Consider the following 18,872-nt stretch of genomic DNA (forward strand, 5'->3'; position numbering starts at 1 on the left):
AAAACGCCTGCAATTAGCAGGCGTCTCAAGTAGGGATATTTTGGATTTTTTAGCGTGTTGCAGGGGTCAGCGTCTTTGCCAAAAATGTCTTCAGTGCATACCAGAATCTACGGATTCTATTTGACATAATATAAATTATACGAATGCCTGGTAGTTTTCATAGTGTTGCATGTTCTTGAATAACTACCGCAACAATCGCCTGTTAAATGGTATCTTTTAGCGTTGCATATTATTCCACGACTGAATGATTGCTCAACTTTCAGACCCGCTGATTCCATCAAGCTTGTTAGGTCCTGTTCTATTGGATCAACTTGGCTTGCCTCGATACTGGGCGACAATTTGGTCCATCGCTACGGCTGGACATTTGGCGGAATCGACCCATCTCAAGAAACTCAGATACCTAAATAATCTGTATCAACACGCTGATGAGCTCAAAGGTCATGGTGCTTTAGATTTAGCGCTAGGCACGTTAGACGATCATGCGTTAGCCGAGATACTGGAATCTTGGTTCATCTCAATCCGCAACCAACCCGAAACAACCGACGCCGATGAAACTCGTTGGCAAGCAGGACTTAGCTTTGTCATTACGGTCGTCACGTGGATCACGAAAGGCAATTCTGACCAACGATTACGGCCGATCGAAATTCGACTACAACAACTTTCCATACTTTATCGCCAGTTAAAAATAAATAAGCGAAACTCAGCAGAGCCCATTAGATCGCTGCCTGCATCAACTATTGAGACACTATATAAAATTCTCGATCCTGAATCAGAACAAAATCCATTTCCCAGGATTGGAACTCGCTGGCGAATTTACGTTTCATTCATCCTGATGCTTCATCAAGGCTTAAGGCGAGGTGAAATTCTGCTTTTACCCGCCGATGCAGTTAAGAGTGCATACGACATTAAGCTAAAGCGAGTTCGCTATTGGATCAACATTCAAGAAAACGGTTACGAAGATGCGATCAACGATCCACGCCATTCAAAGCCAGGCATCAAAACAAAAGCCTCTATTCGACAGATTCCGGTTGGCGAAACAACCGCACGAATTATTGAGACTTACTTACAAAATTACCGCGCAAAACCGAATCACTCATATCTCCTCAATTCTCAAAATAACAAACCTTTATCAACCGAAGCGTTGACAAAGGCATTTGCCCAAATATCTGAACACATACCAAAGACAGTAATTAAGGATCTTGAAGCAAGAACCGCAAAAACATCTATTACGCCACATGATTTACGTCATACCTGTGCCGTTGTTCGCCTTCAACAACTGCTTGAACAAGGTGATTCGATGGATGAAGCCATTCAAAAGATACGCACTTTCTTCGGGTGGTCTAGGGAATCGACAATGCCCTCCCGCTATGCTCGAGCAGTATTCGAAGATAGGCTTTCAAGTGTTTGGAACAATGCCTTTGATGATCGAATTACATTGTTACGAGCACTTCCAAAGGGGCATTAGATGGATCAACACCCTGCCGATTCTTCATCAGAACTTGCCTGTGCCAAAGATATATTAGGTAAATTCTGTGCTGCTTTGCCTCTGCTGCCGTCCGTTCTCCGATACCGCGACGAGTTCTCCGACACTATTCATTCGATTCGCCACCCAGAGGAGAAAAGTAGCTTTGAATTAATGGTTCATGGAGATTCGCGAACTCTGGACTTCTCTAAGCTCGACTCTGATTGTGCACTTATATTTAAGCATGTGTTCGCGTTCCTCATTGTGCAGAATTTGAGTATAGGAACGGCTTATAACTACATCTTTTATGCTCATCAATTTACCCCCGCAGACGTTGCATTAATTTTGGAGGCTCAGCCATCTGGTATTGCTAATGTCTGGAAAAACCTACGGGGACGTGAATTACAACCACAAGCATACAAAGCCGCAAAATCTTTACTTTATTTACTATGCGCATATAGGTTATACGGTTGGTCCAATGACTATCACGTATTTCTGAGTACTACCCTTCCCCTACCAGTTGTTGATAAATATGCCGCCGTACGGGCTGGCGATGTATTTTTATCGACAGATGAGGAGGCTGTGATTGTTCGCTATATAGATGAGATAGCTCAGCAACCAGGCATCGTCTCGTACAACACCTTGGTAAATACGGGAATGCTAATTTGTGCTTACCAATTTGCAATGCGGCCATTTCAAATCGGAATGCTGGATCAACGTCACGTGAGGATATGGAATGATGAAATATCCAACGAAACCACCGTTCATTTGTCATTTCACATGGCTAAACAGCGCGGTGGAAAGAACCGTATTCTATTAACACGAAGAGTGAAGCGAGAATGGGTACCTATTTTCACACTCCTAAAAACGAAATTAGAGTTGAGCGGTACTGATGGGACTACGAAATTTTTCCAAGCGAAGTCCAGCATGGAAGTTGGTAATCGAATCTCGACATTTGTGCGCAATCTGATTGATTCTGACGATATTGGAACGGCAACTGACTTACGTCATACAGCCGCTCAGCGCTTAGTCGATGCTGGAGCCAGTCATGAGGAGTTAGCAGAGTTCATGGGGCATGCGCAGACAGATACTGGCCTAGTGTATTACGCAACGTCTGCCTCGCATGCCGAACGTGTTAATAGAGCTTTGGGCGCGTCGGAAGTATATCGGCGCGTAGAAAAAATCGCACATGATAAGTTCATCTCAAACGAGGAGCTAACTCAACTAAAGGAAGAGCAGCAGATTGCCGCCGTACCACATGGAATATCTATTGCCGGAATTGGAGGGTGCCAGTCTGGCCAGCCTAGCTGTCCTTACAATCCCATCACGTCTTGCTATGGGTGTCATAAATTCATGCCAGTGAGAGACATTGTGCTTCACGAAAAGGTGCTTGATAACATCCGAGAAATTGTATTGTTCTTTGAACGTAGTTCGCGGGCTGACGTAAAGTCACCAGCGTATATGCAACTGCAACGTACGATCGCAGAAATACAAGTAGTCATCGATGAGATTGAGAAAAATTCACGATGAACCAACATTACACTTCATTCATTAAACTTGGAAAATCGCTCGCCAGCGACAAGGGATTAACATGGGATTTTCCTATTAGTGACGAAGGAAATGCCGTTGATGGAATTGGTTGGAATCTAACCGCATGTATCGGTGATGTCCCACCACCGACGTTCTATTTGCGTGATCTTGGTTATGAGTCGAAGGCAATTCAGCAAATCAATGCAGAACGCGCCGCAGAAAATCTCCCCGTTTTACCTCGGCAAAGGCTCTCCCCTGCGTGGCAAGATTTGATGAAGGCAGCAGTTTCTGAACAATTGTTCTTTAAACGCAATTCGGCAGCACACGTCGCCTCACAAATTGCAAGACCTCTACGTATTTTGGCGACCTGTACTCAGAAGGAGCCTTGGGAGATAACGCTCGATGACCTTCAATATTCAGTTCGCATTGCGTCAATAATTCAAACCTCCGGCAAACTTTCCGAAGTTGTAGCGGGCATAGTCAAGGTCATCTTAGATCAATATCACATCTGTGATGCAGGACAGATGTACAGCATGCTCAGCGTGAAACGTGTTGCATTAAAAAACGTGAAGTCTAAGCACACTATGTCGGAAGATGAACTTCGCACCAACCTTGAAGATCGCAAGCGGGCGGAAAGATTGCCTTCTAAACAGGCGTTCTGGGAATTAGTTCGAATAGTAATGACTGAGCGCCCCAGAACATTCATGGATGAATTACGCTTCGCTGCAGTAAAAACGATGATCTTCACCGGTTTACGTGCTGGAGAAATTGTTCTTCTGCCCATAGACTGGAAACGTGAACGCACTTATCTTGATGCCAAGAAACAACCTGCGGGAAAAGCCGGTGGCTTTTCATCAGCATTGTTGTTGCGTCACTTTGCAGAAAAACAGCAGGAAGAAGAATCGGATAGCCGGATACTGAGGGTAAATGTGCAGCCGATCCCTGAAATGTTTCGTGAGTTACTAACTGACACATTGGAACGAGTTGCCGACATCACCGCCCCATTGCGCGAAACATTGAAACTGCAATGTCAGTCCGGGAGATTGCTTCCGTGGTATCAAAAAAACGAGCTCGTTCCGTTCACCCAACTCTATACGCATATCACTGGGAACCCATTCTGGTTGGCAATCAAGCGAGAACCATTTTTAGACGAATATCGCTTAAATTTTGATGCTGCAATACTGCACAAATTACATGATTTCCAGAAAACGCAATACAGCGTATCAATCAAACAGTTGGACATGTCAATTTACATGTTCGGTAATCGTCTGCAGAAGCAAATGGATAGTAAAGCCACTCTCCTCACTTACCGCACTTCGGATGGCCATCCTATTAGTGCTAATGCTCGAAAATCTTGGGGCGAAACCTATTTGCATATTGGCGAACTGGAAGATCATATTAGGAAAATGACGCCAACCAAAATCTCTGACACATTGCCTCTACCTGCAGAAACTGGAGCAATTCAACCATGGGAATTGCTGTTCATGCATCCCAAACGATCCCTCGCCGAAGAGCGCAATGAAGGTCTTTGCGACATCACTCGATACATCGCCGTGAGTCGACCTGACCCTACTCTAATAGGCTTTGCTCTTGGAGGCCAAAATCAGACACCCTCTTTATTTGCTCAATACGGTGCGACAGAAGAAGATCGAAATCTGAAATTGGAGTCTCACAAACTACGGCATCTACAGAACACTGAGCTTTTTCGGTTAGGGGTCGCAGACACGATTATTTCAAAACGTTTTAATAGAAGAAGCGTTGCACAGAGCTACGAATATGATCATCGCAGCTTGGCTGAAGATCTTGAGCAAATATCCATTCCGGAAGAGATTGAGTTAATGCTCGGTGAAAAGGCGACGACCGTGGCTAAGATGATCAAAGCCGGCAAGGCTAACGGCCCTATCGTTGAGGCATTTCTCCGAATACAAGAAAAAGATGGCGACACTTCTGCTTACGAATATTTACGTGTTGAGGCTGATGGTTTCCACGCGACACCTTATGGGCACTGTTTGAATTCCTTCACAGTAGACCCCTGCCCCAAGCACCTGGAATGCTTTGCCAATTGTCGGCATCTATCTGCCACGGACCTACCTGAGAACAAGAAAAATCTCGTGCGTCTTGAAGAAAAGTTCAAAGTAGCCATCGAAACAATACGATTACGGCCATCGACAAGTATTGGCTGGCGTAATCAGCTTCAACATGCTGAAGAACGTCTTTCTGGAGTTCAAAAATTGCTTGCTACTTCTCCAGGGGAGCTAGTTTTTCCGGATGGTGTTGACCTCTCTAAGCCTCATTCGAGAACGGTTGTCGACGAGTAAACGAGGAGAAATAATGGAAGAAGTTGATTCGCAAATGAGGATAATTCTGGAGACGTTACTCGCGGAAGATGTGAACATTACAGCACGCGCAGTTGCACGTTTACATCCTTCAATTAAGGCAGCCTCATCGATTACTCGCAGTGAAGCTAGGAGTAAGCTTTTAGCCGATTACCAACGACAGCAATTAGCATATCGAGGTTGGCGAAGCCGTGCTGGCAAACAATCTCATCACAGCATGGCGGTTGCCCTTGCCCAAAAAGAGCAACAGATCGCAGAACTTGAAGCCAATCTACGACTTCTTACTGCTTCCCACGTCGCTATGTTGCGTGCAGTAGGGGCTATGGGAGGTTTTAATAAATGGGCACAGTTTTTCGAAAAACATCAAGAAGTACGAACTAAACTAGTAGAGTTAGGAGCTATTCCAAACAATGTTACAGCGATGTAGGGAGAGCCAATCCCGATGAAAGGATTTCGCGCCCGCGAAATTATTGATTAACAAGGATAAATTGAAAAATCATCGTAAGACAGCAATTGAATCTGCGATAAATAACAACGCGATTAGTGGGCTAACGCCGAGTCCGTTTGCGATTTCCATTTTCGAGCAGTGGATATTGGGACATTGGACAACAAATGAGGCCGTGGAATTATTACGCCAATATCATATAGAACTCGAATTAACTTCGGCACAAAGCGATCTACAAGCGTCGCCCAATATGCTTGGAATTACTGATACGACTCGTATGAGACAGGCTGAAGCAGATCTAACAACATTAAGAATGGCTGACATGACTAACTAGGTCGACCGATGGGAGAGCTGCTACATAATCAGCAAAAGTAATATTGCATTGAACAGTCATAGTGATGCGAAGCATGTCAGCGCAATGCTCAACACCTGTTGGCGCGGAAACACACCCGAACAACGTAATCAAGAGGAAGTAACCTCGCAGGTAACGCTAGAAGAATCTGCAGCACTTATTTCTATAACCTTATACCAAAAACTCGCTGGCATTGGGTTCTTGAAATGTCTACAAGCGACGAAATCAAGTGCCCATAAACCTATGGCTAGAGTTTGAGAATTTTTTACCCAATCGTAACGCTCAAGTTGCATAAAATCTTTAACCCTTTGATTCAATAATTCAGAATTTTCGGGAAGATGAAACGGTGCTTCCGCATCCCCAGTCGAAAACTGGGCATTTTCGTAATACCAACTGGATGACCAATCCTGTGTCGGATGCCAAAGTTGACCACACACATTTGAGTAGTCTGTATTACTACCATTTGAAAGCACTTGATATTGCTCACTCAAACCTCTCAAGGAACACCAAGTGGCGATCGTGGGTAAGGTCCACGATGTGCTCATCAATTTTTCTGCGGTATCGGCATCGCCAAATACTTCTAAGTCAATTAAATCATCCGTTGAATCTGTGCTTATTGGAAATGCTCGCTTACGCAAAAAATTAAAGTTAAGCCTATGTGCCAAATCATTCAACCAAGCGTCCAACTGTTTATAGCGTTTGGTAACGACCAGTAAGGTCAGCGCAAGATTGATTTCGACAATATGACGATCAAGCCTAGGTGAAGCCGTAGCATCATGATTGTTAAGCAATACAACTAGTGCATCTGCAATGATCAAAGCATTGCGTTCTTTTTGTTTCTCATCTTCGTCGCTGATTGCCGGCCTAAATGCTTGGCATAGGCCAACGGTTGCCACTAGGCCTATATGTTCAAAAAGTACCAGGGTATATTCGGCATTCTCTCGACAGTAACCGCTCATTCCATCACGAACTGAAAAATGCTTTTGCATTTTTTCAAAATATTCCCTTGAAACTTGCAAGTATGCCTGCCACATATCGGCTAATGCGCTAAAAAAAACCTTTCTATCATCACTTTCATAAAATTGAATACGATGCCATGACCACAAAAGTCCTCGCTCTATTACCCATAGTGCTTGCTTAATATCCCCTTCATTTCTTGCCCAATGTGAACAAACTTGCGCAGCCAAATTTACGCGACGCATGGCCTTCAACATCTGCGTCTGATTGCTAGGTGACGCAATCACGGAACCATCCTCCTGCAAACCAAGCTGCCGCCTTAAAACGTTTAAATAGTCACCAAATTTGTAATCGCGATCACCGCAAAGAGCCAGCGCCTTACGCAAATCTTGCCGATCATCTGATGCGAACAAAGTTTCGTCTAGAAGATATTTTTCTAAAAGCTCTGCTACCTTGTCACCGTGCCAAAAATGAAATGATGCTTTATCGCGATTTTTTTCTACATAACCTGTCCAATTAGGTAGCAACTCTTGCTTCAATTCCCCTGTGGTTGCTACGACCACAACCCTTCGGAGCAATACATATTCATTCGGAATATGTGAAGAAACAAAGACATCTAAAACTTCGTCGAGGCTGGGGCGCAAGTCAGCAGGTTCCGATGCACTCCACTCTCTTCGTCCAATGTTTCCCTGTTTAATTACAAAGAGCAGTATTTCCTTGATGCCATCATCAGGGGAGTGACCAACAGCCGCGAAGTCAACGCCAAATTGTCGGATTCCAGCTTGAGGTTTAGATAATGGCACGTAACCCATTGCAACCAAAAGCTCAGGCAAAAGGCGATCAAATTCGTCTCTCTCCCGTAGAGTCCTTAAGTAATGAGAAAGAATCAACCTCATATAAAAGTCTTCTTAAGCGTGCGATAGTAAAAACCGCGATGATCATTACCAACGGAATCTAATGTATTTCGCCTTGGTAGCTCAATTGAGTATGAAACTGTATGCATGGTGCTAGGCTCACTATACTGCCCATGCGAATGATTAAAGAATCCGCGTCCTGCCTTCACAGGAATTTGAGTTGCAATCTGCCGCATAATGGATTTTTCGGATGCTTTTTCGCGAGCTTGATTCATTTGCTTATTTCTCGCGGCCTGAAACTTTCGCTGTAACTGTGCAGGGGGGCGAAGTTCATTGAGGCGAGGTAGCGCGTCCAATTCTTGCTGCAAAAGTTCTATTTCGACTCGCCATTCCTTAAGAACTAATTGAATACTTGGTCGTGTCTCAGCCTGCTCTGCTTGCTTAAGTGCGTCGACAGTCGTTCCAGGGTAGTCATATCCAATCTCCTCAACTAACAACCATCGCAGGATGGGAATGGTCTTAACCAAGGCGCTATCTTCTACCTGGAGAAACGAAAAAGCGATTGAAATCAGATATTTTGTGCTGTGAACAAATCCGAGAATGCGGGCAACCAAAAATCTCAAGTCGTTTTCGTTCATTTCAGCTAATCTGTCCGCATCTAATTGGATAGTTTCGTAGCCATATACTTCAAGTTCCGAAAGCATGCTCGCGGCAGCACCTGCCAATTGACGGTCATCGTGCGAAAACCAATCTACTACGAGCTTTGCCAAAATAGCTGGTTTACCTGAAATCTTAACCATGCATTCATTAAAATTTTCAGAGAATGCGCTCTCCAATGGCGAGCTTCCGCTGTTGCGCAATGTCCAGGCTGTTAGAAACTTGATTACATCTATTGAGTGAGCACTGTCATCGGCTATATGCTGAGCAAGTACGTAGTCAATTCCGCCGAGGGAATCTTCACCGCTAGGTTTAAGTGCGACTAATAAGGGGAGCCAAATAAAAAAACGATTTTGCGACTGCAACTCGTTTGATCTTTGGAAAAGAGCATTTCCAATTAAAGCAAGAACCTCCTGATCTTCATTTTTTGCAAGTGCAATCAATGCATCATCAAACGTAGTGCAAACATGAAGTACGTTTGTAGTGGCGCGTATCGCTTGCGTCCTTAAAATGCCGGGCCCTTCTTTCAAAGCTGCAAGAATATAGCCCTCAATTTCATTACGCTGCTCAATGGCCAATTCTGTTCGTTGTAGAAGCTGGCCAGCCATCCATCGGCCAACACCTTGCAATCGAGGCTTTGCAGCGTTTATGAGGCTCACACATAGAGACGCGGCCTTATTGATATCGGACTTCGAGATGGCATAAAGGGAAACGCTGATAAAGCTAGCCGTTATATCATCCGTTTCTTCTATCGCTCGTTGATACATTTCGTGTGCGATTTTTGGGCGCAGAGTAATCCATTTTTCGATCGCGTTGTATAAAGTCCCAGACATCAAGTCATTTTTTGTTTTTTCGTGCTGTTCACGAGCAAGAAAAAATAAACTCTCGATATTCAAACTATCTGCATGATGCAAATATGTTTCTAGTACATGGAGAACTCGAAAAGTATTTGGCCCCTCGCCTAGAAACTTCCCGGCAAGTAAAAAGACGTCTGCAATTTCAGATACTTTTAATAATAATCTACCCGCTACAAAATCTTCTCGACCAAATTCTCGGTTATAAAGATCATTAGCAACCGAAAACAGCTCTTTGAAATTTTCAATTTTTCCACTGAAATACTCAGCATAAAGAAATTCAGCCAACAGTTGGTTACGATGTTTTAGTGACTCAAATTTTAGAACCCCAGACACTACTTCGTAACCGTCGCCCACATTCGAGAGAGAGCCATCCCAATTATCAGGAAACGGGATGCTCAATTCTGTGTTCCCTGCCATATGCAGAACCAAAGCTAAATGAGCTGGAGTCACTCGAGATGATGCCAACGATTCGAGGATGAATGAATGTTTCACGTTGAGCCTTCTTTTTTTGAGTGGGGCGTGCCTAGTGCAGCGCTATTACGCTGGATGGCTTACATTCAAAGAAACTCGTACGCGCTTTCGCATTACAAAATAATAGATGCGTCAACTAGAATAAACCTATCAAAGTAATCGATCGCTGTAGTTGGTCAGGAAATGAGAAATCGCTCTTGCAGATACCGACGCAGCGTATTCTTGAAAATCATCGTTCTTCTGCAAATCACCTTTGTCGCATACTGCTTTAAGACTAATCACAGTAATGTGGGGGGCGCAAGATTGAACCGCAGCATAAACACCGTACGTTTCCATATCAAGCCCGACCACGTTCTTGTGCTGTTGTAGTTTAATTCGAGCAGTAATCCGTTCGTCAGCCAAAACAGATGATCCAGTAGCCATCGGTCCTATCACGAGCTTCGGAATCGTTGTTTTATGTTGCACAGCGTCCATTGCAAAAGACTGCCAAAATTGGTTGTCTTTTTTAAATAAAATTAACGGACTACGTAGGCTTTCGCCAATATCAAGTTGATGGGGGGCAATCTGAAATGCATCTTCTCCTGCGGAATCAACGAACTTCCCGCTTTGCCAATCCCAAGAAACATCCGCAGCCACGACATCTCCAATTTCGGTTTTTCCAGGAAGTCCTGCACATATACCGCCCATGATTACGAGCTTTGGATTCAATAATACTAGGCATTTAGTAGTTAAAATCGCAGCTTGGACAGGTCCCATTCTGAGACAAAAAACTGCGACAACTTCCTTCGTTATGCCGGCAGTCTGGAATGTGCCCCTGCGCATAAGATGCTGCTCATCTAAAGGTTCGTATGCTCCCCAAGCGAGAGGTAAAGCTTCAATCGCAGTAAATTCCGGATCGATTAGAGCAGTAATGATCAGCACGTCACATTTCGGCAATACTGAAATGTGACTTTGGGATGATATAAATGCAGCCACCTTCTGTATGCTTTTTAATGCGTTGTCGTCTGTATCGTTGTAAGGAAGAATTCCCCATGGCCGGCCAATAAAATAGCCGTGCGCCAAATCGCTCAATTCTAATGACGAACTTATTGGCAAAATGAACCTAGGCACATTTGCCGAGGTGGCTCTTTCATCTAAGCTCTCAAGTAACGCAATACTGTTACGTTCATGCTTTTCTCCAGCGAGCGACTTTGGTACAACAATGTCTACAATAAATAAGTCATATGTATGTTCACAAAGGAACCTCTCAGCATCATCAGTACAGATCGCCGTATCTATTCTTTCTATAAAGTCACTAGATTCTTGAAGAAATTTTAGTAGTTTTATTTTTTTGGACGGGTCGTCCTCTAGAAGAAGTACTTGCAGGGACATAATTTTATTTGCTCTGATTAATGGACTTATGGATTAATTCGACGAAATTAGATTCCCACGTCGAATACGCTGAATCGAAATATACGGACCCACAATAATTCAATGGAAATTGCCGTTTGAGACGATCGCTAAGCTGTTTAAGATTTAATGCATTTTCACCGTCACCTAATGACGGATATGAGGTGACGACAATGACAGGAGTGTTCAGATCGAACCGGTCCAAATGTTCGAACACCTCGATACCTCCAAATGGTCGAGGAGTGCCACCGCGCTCGCGTCTATCGATGTCAAACGTCGGCAGCGACATATCAGCAACAATCAGGTCTGGTCCCGGTTCTACAATCGAATCTATAGCCGATCGGACAGAGTAGGCAACGCTTGTTTTTAAGTCCGGAATCTCTCGTTTTAAAATGGCTCGAATACTTTCTAACTTTGCATCGCTATCTTCGATAATTAAAATGTGCACGCTCATTCCTTTACTGCGCTATCAACAAATGGCACATAAGAAAGTTCGAATTGAAGATTAAATTTATCTTTTTGAATGAAATCAAAAGAGAGATTGGTATTCTTCGATTGGTGCACCAAGGCTGCCAGTTTGTACAAGCCAGAGTGCTTATTTCGCCTAGCACCATCTACAAACGTTTTTCTCTGAATATCCGCTTTAATAGATTGAAATCTTTGCAATTTATCGGGCTTCCTAGCAGAAGGTGCCGTTTCGCTTGTTATGTCGAACGTCAGTAATGATCGTTCTCGGTCGAAATCAATTAGAAAAGAGATTTTGTTATCCATTTTCTTACCCGAATGTTGGGCGACATTATCGACCGCAACATATAAAGCATCAGAAACGATTGCAAAACCTCTACTGTCAAGCGCAATGTCCGTCTTTATGCATGGCTCTACAATGGGCTTGAACCCTGGCACCTGTCCAGAAACTACTGCTACAGCAATATCAATCGTTTTCCTCAATTCGTGATACTGAGTTTCAAGGAGTAACTTTGGTACACCAACCCAGCTGGCAATCGTGATTGCTCGACGTTCCAGCTCTTCAGCTGCTCGTTGCACAGTAGAGATTACTGTTATATCTACGCCTTGGGTTGTGAGTTCAAGTGAAAATTTTTGGAAAGAAAGTCGCAGAATGCGTAATATTTCTGCTTCAATATCAGGACGAGTCACTTCCAGCTTAAATGATAAAAACATCCAAAATGACGAGATGCACTCTCGCGTAAATTGTTCAAGATGAGTGCAAGTTTGAGCAGCGGATCGAACCAGTGCAATCAACACCGAGTTGATCGATAATTCGAAAACACCACGCGGCTTGGTTCGAGATTTCACATTAAAATAATGATCACGCAAGACCGCAACAAGCTGGTCAATGGACTCTGAAAACCGTGCATTCGCGGCAAAAACGATTTTTTTTTGCTTCGCATTCATTTGCGAACATGCACGCATAACAGTACCAGCAGGCTGATATATTCCGTGATGAATCGTACCAATTAGGTCATCCTTTTCAAGAACTCCGCGTAACTCACTTGAAATAGTGTTGTGCCGGATACGCCGTCCAATAATTATGTCCAATCCAGAAGCGGGGTCGTAAAGAAAACGCTGAAGAATGTTGTTTGTTAATTGCACCAACAAATCATCCGCGTCGTTTTTAGGTATCTGGAATATGCGTGCGGAAGGAGTGTCTATGTATTTCAAAATGTCGTTAAGCGACTCCGCTTGCCCAATGCCACTTGCGACCAATTTTTTGTAACGTTGAAAATCTGCTTGATATTCGGTCGAAATATAGTTGACTACCGCCTCTTCATCGACGTGAACTTTACTGTCATCTAGAACTGAAAGACCATCATCAACCTGAAGCGCATCCTCTAAGCTTTGTGCTTCTGTTTCAAATAAAACGGCACGATTTGTATGAAGTGCTGCAAGGTGTCTCAATAGCGATACGCGAACCCGTCTGACATGGCGAGATTCACCCATTCCAGGAAGCAGTTCTATCGTCGCGATATCACAGACGTTGTATCCAAAGTAGGCAACTACCTCATGATCTATATCTGTCGCTAATTTGGGTATAAGCTCGTCTATTGTTAAACAGCTGTGTTTTGTTAGCAGTTCTTCTGTAGCAAATCGTTTAAAAGTGCGTAATTTTTCGTCGTCAATAACTTTACAAGCATGAGTCAGTGCTATAGCTAGTTCTACTGATGGTCCGAATGTTCGAACCTTTACCCAACGTTTTCCTATAAATAAGTCGCTAAAAGGAAGTAAGGGGAGCAACCGTTCATTGGTCTGCCCTGCAGCTGCGCATATGGACACACATTCTTGCAGTTCGCCCGTTTGGAAAAGTGCATCAGCATAGAGAATCGTCAAAGCATCTTCTACATCTCCACCAACCCCTGTTTTTAGTTCCACTCTTAAGAATTCAACTAACTCTTCTATACGTTGTTCATTACGTAGTTCATAGATACGCCAAAATTTTCGAAGAGCTTGAACTGCATCTTTTGAAAACGGATCTGTATTTTTTGATGTTAACTTCGTATGAAGTCCAATAAGAAATGGGGTGGCAAGTACCGCAGGATCATTAAATAATACGAGTTCGGGCAAAGTTGGAATATTTTGTATTTCACCAATTGCATTCGCCACAGGCAACCAACTCATATTAATGAAAGCCTTCGAAGCTTCATCTGCCTGTAATTCATTGCCTCTTGTAGATAATTGCGCAGCTACTGCGCTCACAGCTTGAACGTCTTCGCAAGAAATTGACCCCTGCTCTGGAGATTGGAAAAAATAATTTAGTACGTTAAATGCGAGATCACTAATCTCATCACATTTTGGTTCAGTGCCAGATGTTTTAAGAGCAAAAGATTTTATCGCCTCGGCAAGAAGTGTAAGTCCCTCTTTCGCCAAATCGACCGTCCTCCCAGAAAAATGGCGACTCTGAGAAAGTACAAGGTTACAAACCTTCGTGAATGTAAAAAACAGGTCTACAAGAGTAGTAGATTGTTCGTATGCAATGATCTCAGCTAAAACATCTGAGCGAGGCTCAATCCATCCATACAAACGAAACTTAAGGTAAGACTTAAGTGAATTGGAAAGCTTGCTATCGTCAATAACTTTTTTGACGGACGATCGAAACCGTAAAGAACTTTGTGCTGGTTCGTTGCGCACACCAAAGTAATAGAAAAAAAACCGCTGGTGTCCTTGACCACCAATTGACAATTTCTCTACCTCACTTTTAAGCTTTTCCACGCCACAGTTCAGTCGCGTTAAAGCCAATTTGCTTTCAACGTACCAGAAGGAGTAGCCCTCTGAATTCTTCACTTCCTCTAACGTACTCAATGCATCTGAATACTGACGTCGTCCGACATTTTCAGCGATTCGTTTTGCCACTTTAGAAAATGAAATAATTTCAGGAATGCAAGTTTTTAAGCGTCGAATACTTGCTTCAAGCTCTTTATCTAAACCACTTGTTAATAACTCTTGTGGCAGCATCCCTAAAGATGGCAAATGTACTCCTAATCCTCCAGAATCTAAATCCAAGGACGGAATAATACTGTCAAGCCACTTATTGAATTTCTCAACATCAGCTTTCGTTAGTCCACTTCTTGCGGATTCAATCGCTTTATTCAAGCGATGAGTTCTGGTTTGCTGAACGTCCCAAATTGAGGTGCGCTCAATTGGAGCAACGTCACCACGTCGCTTAAGAGTTTTTACAGCAGGTTGTAAACTTGCAAGAGCCCCACGAGCAAGGTTTTTCGCATCGTTTAATTTTTTTGGGTGTGCTTTGATATGGCGCATTTCGACTTAGACAATCATTACGTATGCCAGGACATTGAAACATATGCCCTTGGCAGGCTAGGTTTTTTGCAAATTGCGCCTAATCGGCGTTCACCAAGCTTCTTCGTTTAAGGAATTAATCAAAGTGAAATCTGACTGGCACACTATTTTTAACAGCAACATGTCCAGCACTGAAAATGCTAATTGATGTCATCACTTAGAACCGCTGAGCCCAAGTTAGAAAATCCTAAATAGTTATTCTAATAAGATCGTTCGTAGGATTGGTGTACATCGTTTTTAGCCAGCTTATTCTCCTAGGGAAGGATACAGTAGGCCATCCCATGAATATGGTACGGAAACTAGTTTGAATAGGATCGATGACTCAATAGTTTTATCAACTTAGCTAGTGGCTTTAATGAAAATTAATTTATATCAGGGGGACGCCTCAACAAATTGAAGCCAGACCAGTCCGTTACGCGCGATACGAGCAATCCATCATCATTATCGATATACCTTCGAAAATGAGACGCAAGACCTTGGCAAGTTAGATCAGCAACGACTGGCTTAATGGCCCAAAGGGACTTTAGGATACGAATTCCGCCCATTTTTTCTAACTCTTCAATAAGCTTTGGATAATTTCGATCCTTACGAAGATCGTATTCAACAAAAAATATCGCCATTGTGGTCCCCTTAAAAAGAGCCAATCAATTCCCTAAAAACTCCACGTTAATATTCGTGATTCTCTAGCAACGATTCTAAGAACTAAATTGGGACATCGCAAGAAATAACTGTATTTACATACAGGGTTGTTGTTTTGAAATCAAAACTAATAATAACTTTTGAAAACGCTACTCTGTGGCCCCCTTAAGGAGAGATCGGACTCTAACAGCAGGCCTCTTCGGTATAACCAAGGCTCGATAAAATGAAAAGGCCTCACCAGTTGGTGAGGCCTTCGAATACTGGTGGGATTCGAACCCACAACTCCAAGCTTGCGAAGCCCGGCCGGAATCCAATCCGCAGTCGCCCGATCATATTAGCACGGAGCCCCACTTCGATCTCCCCAATGTTGTTAGTACACAATCGATTAACAAACATCTGGAGCAATCAATTTCATTTTGCGGTCAAATTTACAGAATCAAATGACAACAAAAGCTCTACACTTATAATAAAAATCACATCCGCATAAATTTATGCTAAGGTATGCATAAATTTATGCGGAGGTAACTATGTCTATGCAAAACTTAAACTTGCCTAATCTTTTTCAAACGATGTTTCGGCAAGGATCTGCCGAGAATAGCGAGCCTACCGCAGCGGTCGATAGTCGATTGGATGGAATGGTATCCATGACAATTCGCGTTCCACCTGCTCTTCGTAGCTATTATGAAATCCAGGCCAAGGCGATTGGCGCCGCAAGTCCTTCCGCACTCATAGCTATGGCATTGGAAGGTGTACGGCATGAGACCAATGCCTTATTTTCTTCCGATTTGACTTCTAAAGTTTCGCAAGATGCACGCGTAGTTAGAGAACGCCTTTTACATTTGTTTGATGCACATAAATTCAATGCGTTAATGATTGCAGATTTTTTAAAGGAAGATGGATTCACACTAGAAACACTTCAAAACCCTAGCGCATTTACAAGCCTTCTTTCTATCCCGATGCTGGAAAGAATTGCTGATTCTTTTAACGTAAATCGCGCTTGGCTAACAAATACTGTCGATAGTAGTTCGGGACCCAGTACCTGTGTTTGCGAGTGGTACAAAAGACCCGGAGCTGCATGCAAACGCATAGCCGAACTTTACAAACAAAATCTTAAACTACGTATTATTTTTTTGAGAAGGCATCGCGCCAAGTTCCCTCAAGCATTCAAAGAGTCGGAAGATGCCCAATGGGAACAAATTGGCATAATTTGTCAAACCGAACATTCCACTCCATCAGGAGCTAAATATTATAAATATGAACGATGGTCTTTTGATCGCTGGAATAACCCGCGAGGGCGAGAGTCGTTTAAAGCAGTTGCAATGTGGATTGCACAAGTGCGCTTGGTCTTGCACTCTGGAATTTCGCTTGATTCTATCGAAGTTGATGAAAATTTATTAACTGAGCTGGCGAATGGGAAAAGTTTGCCTGCCTTAATTTACGTTGAAAAGAATAAGAAAGGCAGCTGGGACATTACAGATTACTTGCCAGATCCTAGATGGGAGGCGGAACATGAAAAAGATGATGTTCTAGCTGTTGAGAACCATTATGAATTCCATAAGTTGGATCAATATCTAAATGATGTTGGTACTGATAAAGAAAGTGTTGATGCCATGAAAAAAGATTTAGCTCAACGCCGTATTAAATAGCGCAACAGCTATTATTTCCCACGCGCCCTTATCGATTTCCTGTTGCGTCCCAGAGCAGTGATTGCGCAACAATTGGTCGAATGTAGCAAAGCAACATCCAGCAAAGAAAATTTCTTCGCAAAACTGTTTTTTGTCGAGTAAATTGCAGCGACAACGTGACGCAACACGGTGCCGCAAGTACCAAGATTGCGAAGTTAATGATTGTGGATCGGACCTATATAGTGGATACCTCGCACTCTCAAATCGATTACTTCCACCTCCCGCCAGAGCCTCAGAATCAACCACGACAAAGCTTCTAGCGAATACACTCACGATGGTAACGAAGTTGATTGGCTTCAAGTTGATTGACCAAGGAAGTCCGTAACAAAGTAGATCCAGGCGATACAGAATAAATAATGTCTGAATCGTAGCGGGCTATGGAGTTTCTCGTATTGGTAATGGTGTCCTTGATCGCACCGCACTGTTTTGGAGTGATATTGATGTCTTGAATTACGGCTTCATCTTTCATACCAATCTTTGCGCACTCATAGTCAGTAAAGGTCTTTTTACCTTTGCTGTCGACACAAACCTTAACTTGAGCGATTGATTGAAGAGGAAGTAAGACTGCTAGAGCAACTACCAAAAGCGGAAAATTCATATTGTGATTTTGTATTTATAAGTATTTAGTTCACACGGGACCGATTGTTCTGCAACCCGACAAATGCACGTTCGATAGCTTCAAGCTTACCGCAGCCAATTTTGCCAGCTTTAGTATGTTCTAAGGCAATCAATCTATCCGCAGTCTTATCATCGCCACGCAATGCCTTAATTAACCTTTTTCTAGCTTTAACCGCAAGATAAGCCGTTGAAGTATTACGACTCCCCCTGGAATCACGCCTAAAGAATGAAACTAGGGCAGAAATAACGAAAATAGCTATGCAAAGTGATATCCAAAACGTGGATATATCCGTAACCCATTCAGGTAAATCGTGGTGACCTCCTCCCCCTCTTCGCGGCATCTACTACTCCAATTTTTATATTAAGCAGCCAATAAATTGATTATTTATCAGCTTTACCAAAACCCTCAAACAAACCAAGCACCGGCCCGTCCAGCATTATGGTCAAAGGATGATCGCTTGCCGAACTGATCAAACCAACCGCATCCAAATTATCAGACCCTTTATTCACGGGCGCGTCGACTACTGGCGTTAAAAAGTTGGTGGCGCGTGCGATCTCTAGTGAACGTTCGCGGTCGTCTTTGTCGTGATAACCCTCGGCGCTGGTGAAAATGATTTTTCCATTGGCCCAAAATCGCCACCGGTATTTACCTTGGGACGCGGCTAAAGGATCATCCAGCGCGGTTTGCTCGTATCTTTCAAAATACATGATGAGTTTCCCTTTTGAAGACGGCATGCAAATAGCAAATCATTGATCGGCGCTTGGAACAAGCGCGTGCAGGGTAAACCAATATAGCGCATGAACAAT

14 protein-coding genes are annotated in these 18,872 nt (G+C 43.2%); 6 read left to right on the forward strand and 8 right to left on the reverse strand.

The features are described 5' to 3' along the window. The first annotated feature begins 244 nt into the window (after positions 1-244). From Q7T66_RS10380 to Q7T66_RS10400, 5 genes are all read left to right on the forward strand, one after another. Positions 245-1,465, forward strand: coding sequence for a site-specific integrase (locus Q7T66_RS10380; RefSeq protein WP_304933261.1), 1,221 nt, complete (start codon positions 245-247; stop codon positions 1,463-1,465). Next, positions 1,466-2,992, forward strand: a complete 1,527-nt coding sequence (locus tag Q7T66_RS10385) for a site-specific integrase (protein WP_304933262.1) — start codon at positions 1,466-1,468, stop codon at positions 2,990-2,992. It begins immediately after the preceding gene. Then, complete coding sequence (locus Q7T66_RS10390; protein ID WP_304933263.1) at positions 2,989-5,310, forward strand: hypothetical protein; 2,322 nt, start codon at positions 2,989-2,991, stop codon at positions 5,308-5,310. The genes Q7T66_RS10385 and Q7T66_RS10390 overlap by 4 nt, the downstream gene beginning before the upstream one ends. Before the next feature lie 13 nt (positions 5,311-5,323). Next, positions 5,324-5,755, forward strand: a complete 432-nt coding sequence (locus tag Q7T66_RS10395; RefSeq protein WP_304933264.1) for a hypothetical protein — start codon at positions 5,324-5,326, stop codon at positions 5,753-5,755. A gap of 61 nt (positions 5,756-5,816) precedes the next feature. Continuing rightward, on the forward strand, positions 5,817-6,107 hold the full coding sequence (locus Q7T66_RS10400; RefSeq protein ID WP_304933265.1) for an antitoxin VbhA family protein: 291 nt from the start codon (positions 5,817-5,819) through the stop codon (positions 6,105-6,107). A 128-nt stretch (positions 6,108-6,235) separates the two neighbouring features. Here Q7T66_RS10400 and Q7T66_RS10405 read toward each other — a convergent pair whose 3' ends face one another. The 6 genes from Q7T66_RS10405 to Q7T66_RS10430 all read right to left on the reverse strand — a co-directional run bounded on the left by Q7T66_RS10405 (position 6,236) and on the right by Q7T66_RS10430 (position 15,743). Then, positions 6,236-7,978 carry a hypothetical protein gene (locus Q7T66_RS10405; RefSeq protein ID WP_304933266.1) on the reverse strand — a complete coding sequence of 581 codons (1,743 nt, stop codon included), beginning with the start codon at positions 7,976-7,978 and terminating at the stop codon, positions 6,236-6,238. Beyond that, on the reverse strand, positions 7,975-9,942 hold the full coding sequence (locus Q7T66_RS10410) for a hypothetical protein (protein ID WP_304933267.1): 1,968 nt from the start codon (positions 9,940-9,942) through the stop codon (positions 7,975-7,977). The genes Q7T66_RS10405 and Q7T66_RS10410 overlap by 4 nt, the downstream gene beginning before the upstream one ends. Positions 9,943-10,071: 129 nt before the next feature. After that, positions 10,072-11,292: a hypothetical protein gene (locus tag Q7T66_RS10415; RefSeq protein WP_304933268.1), complete on the reverse strand. Its 1,221-nt coding sequence runs from the start codon at positions 11,290-11,292 to the stop codon at positions 10,072-10,074. Between the two features lie 4 nt (positions 11,293-11,296). Further along, a complete protein-coding gene (locus Q7T66_RS10420; RefSeq protein WP_304933269.1) occupies positions 11,297-11,758 on the reverse strand; it encodes a response regulator in 462 nt (153 codons plus the stop codon). Positions 11,759-11,760: 2 nt separating this feature from the next. Beyond that, positions 11,761-15,084, reverse strand: coding sequence for a hypothetical protein (locus Q7T66_RS10425; RefSeq protein ID WP_304933270.1), 3,324 nt, complete (start codon positions 15,082-15,084; stop codon positions 11,761-11,763). 401 nt (positions 15,085-15,485) lie between these two features. Next, a complete protein-coding gene (locus Q7T66_RS10430; RefSeq protein ID WP_304933271.1) occupies positions 15,486-15,743 on the reverse strand; it encodes a hypothetical protein in 258 nt (85 codons plus the stop codon). Positions 15,744-16,289: 546 nt separating this feature from the next. Between Q7T66_RS10430 and Q7T66_RS10435 the strand changes: the two genes are divergently transcribed. Next, a complete protein-coding gene (locus Q7T66_RS10435; protein ID WP_304933272.1) occupies positions 16,290-17,408 on the forward strand; it encodes a hypothetical protein in 1,119 nt (372 codons plus the stop codon). A 295-nt stretch (positions 17,409-17,703) separates the two neighbouring features. Here the strand turns inward: Q7T66_RS10435 and Q7T66_RS10440 are convergent, their stop codons facing one another. After that, positions 17,704-18,045, reverse strand: coding sequence for a hypothetical protein (locus Q7T66_RS10440; RefSeq protein ID WP_304933273.1), 342 nt, complete (start codon positions 18,043-18,045; stop codon positions 17,704-17,706). Positions 18,046-18,446: 401 nt separating this feature from the next. Further along, positions 18,447-18,773 (reverse strand): DUF1508 domain-containing protein, encoded by a 327-nt coding sequence (locus Q7T66_RS10445; RefSeq protein ID WP_304933274.1) that lies wholly within the window; start codon positions 18,771-18,773, stop codon positions 18,447-18,449. Positions 18,774-18,872 lie beyond the last annotated feature (99 nt).

The organism is Herminiimonas sp. (assembly GCF_030655415.1).

What these genes read in the sequence shown, in the direction of transcription:
- Q7T66_RS10380 (WP_304933261.1), top strand. Translation starts at nt 245, where the DNA reads ATGATTGCTCAACTTTCAGACCCGCTGATTCCATCAAGCTTGTTAGGT.
- Q7T66_RS10385 (WP_304933262.1), top strand. Translation starts at nt 1,466, where the DNA reads ATGGATCAACACCCTGCCGATTCTTCATCAGAACTTGCCTGTGCCAAA.
- Q7T66_RS10390 (WP_304933263.1), top strand. Translation starts at nt 2,989, where the DNA reads ATGAACCAACATTACACTTCATTCATTAAACTTGGAAAATCGCTCGCC.
- Q7T66_RS10395 (WP_304933264.1), top strand. Translation starts at nt 5,324, where the DNA reads ATGGAAGAAGTTGATTCGCAAATGAGGATAATTCTGGAGACGTTACTC.
- Q7T66_RS10405 (WP_304933266.1), bottom strand. Translation starts at nt 7,978, where the DNA reads ATGAGGTTGATTCTTTCTCATTACTTAAGGACTCTACGGGAGAGAGAC.
- Q7T66_RS10415 (WP_304933268.1), bottom strand. Translation starts at nt 11,292, where the DNA reads ATGTCCCTGCAAGTACTTCTTCTAGAGGACGACCCGTCCAAAAAAATA.
- Q7T66_RS10425 (WP_304933270.1), bottom strand. Translation starts at nt 15,084, where the DNA reads ATGCGCCATATCAAAGCACACCCAAAAAAATTAAACGATGCGAAAAAC.
- Q7T66_RS10430 (WP_304933271.1), bottom strand. Translation starts at nt 15,743, where the DNA reads ATGGCGATATTTTTTGTTGAATACGATCTTCGTAAGGATCGAAATTAT.
- Q7T66_RS10435 (WP_304933272.1), top strand. Translation starts at nt 16,290, where the DNA reads ATGTCTATGCAAAACTTAAACTTGCCTAATCTTTTTCAAACGATGTTT.
- Q7T66_RS10440 (WP_304933273.1), bottom strand. Translation starts at nt 18,045, where the DNA reads ATGAATTTTCCGCTTTTGGTAGTTGCTCTAGCAGTCTTACTTCCTCTT.
- Q7T66_RS10445 (WP_304933274.1), bottom strand. Translation starts at nt 18,773, where the DNA reads ATGTATTTTGAAAGATACGAGCAAACCGCGCTGGATGATCCTTTAGCC.